We start from the raw sequence: 825 nt of genomic DNA, 5'->3' as shown, positions 1-825 counted from the left end.
GGTCTGCAGATCATGTCGAACGAGCAGTTCAACCAGGCGTTCACGATGCACGGCACGATCATGCTGCTGATGTTCGCGACGCCGCTGTTCGCCGGTTTCGCGAACTGGATCATGCCGCTGCAGATCGGCGCGCCGGACGTGGCGTTCCCCCGGCTGAACATGTTCGCCTACTGGCTGTACCTGTTCGGCTCGCTCATCGCGGTGGGTGGCTTCCTCACCCCGCAGGGCGCGGCCGACTTCGGCTGGTTCGCCTACAGCCCGCTCTCGGACGCCGTCCGCTCCCCGGGCATCGGCGCCGACATGTGGATCATGGGTCTGGCCTTCTCCGGCTTCGGCACCATCCTCGGCTCGGTCAACTTCATCACCACGATCATCTGCATGCGCGCCCCCGGCATGACGATGTTCCGTATGCCGATCTTCGTGTGGAACGTGCTGCTGACCGGTGTCCTGGTCCTGCTCGCCTTCCCGGTCCTGGCCGCGGCGCTGTTCGCCCTGGAGGCGGACCGCAAGTTCGGCGCCCACGTCTTCGACTCCGCCAACGGCGGCGCGTTGCTGTGGCAACACCTCTTCTGGTTCTTCGGCCATCCAGAGGTGTACATCATCGCGCTGCCGTTCTTCGGCATCATCTCCGAGGTCATCCCGGTCTTCTCCCGTAAGCCGATGTTCGGTTACACGGGTCTGATCGGCGCGACCATCGCGATCGCGGGTCTGTCCGTGACGGTGTGGGCGCACCACATGTACGTCACCGGCGGTGTGCTGCTGCCGTTCTTCTCCTTCATGACCTTCCTGATCGCGGTCCCGACCGGTGTGAAGTTCTTCAACTGG

General features: G+C 64.1%; 1 protein-coding gene. It reads left to right on the top strand.

The genetic code is table 11. The features are described from left to right. Positions 1–825: cbb3-type cytochrome c oxidase subunit I (locus ABEA82_RS38590; protein ID WP_345666430.1), on the top strand; the 825-nt coding region annotated here is incomplete at both ends.

Source organism: Streptomyces venetus (assembly GCF_039540295.1).
Taxonomy (GTDB): Bacteria; Actinomycetota; Actinomycetes; order Streptomycetales; family Streptomycetaceae; genus Streptomyces; species Streptomyces venetus.
Note: the sequence above shows the minus strand (reverse complement) of the source record. Positions and strands in the feature narration are given on the sequence as shown.